The organism is Sulfitobacter sp. HI0027 (assembly GCF_001634775.1).
Lineage (GTDB): Bacteria > Pseudomonadota > Alphaproteobacteria > Rhodobacterales > Rhodobacteraceae > Sulfitobacter.
On sequence record NZ_LWER01000376.1, the window covers coordinates 1 to 212 of the forward strand.

Here is a 212-nt window from a genome sequence, read left to right on the forward strand (position 1 = left end):
ACGCACAGAGCATCGAAAACTTCGCGAAGGCCGTTGGCATCGGGCAGCTCTCGATCCTCAAACGCATGATCGACGAGGGGCATGTTCAGATAACGATCGTCAAGAACCCGATCACTAAGGTAGATCAGGCCTACTTCACCGCCGAAGACGCCGTCGCCTTCGAAGAAGGCTATACGACGCCCAAGCTGCTGTCACAGACCCATGGTGCATCG

1 pseudogene is annotated in these 212 nt (G+C 56.1%); it reads left to right on the forward strand.

What is annotated here, in order from left to right:
- Positions 1-212, forward strand: a pseudogene (locus tag A3722_RS24405) (TniQ family protein); the annotation flags it as partial.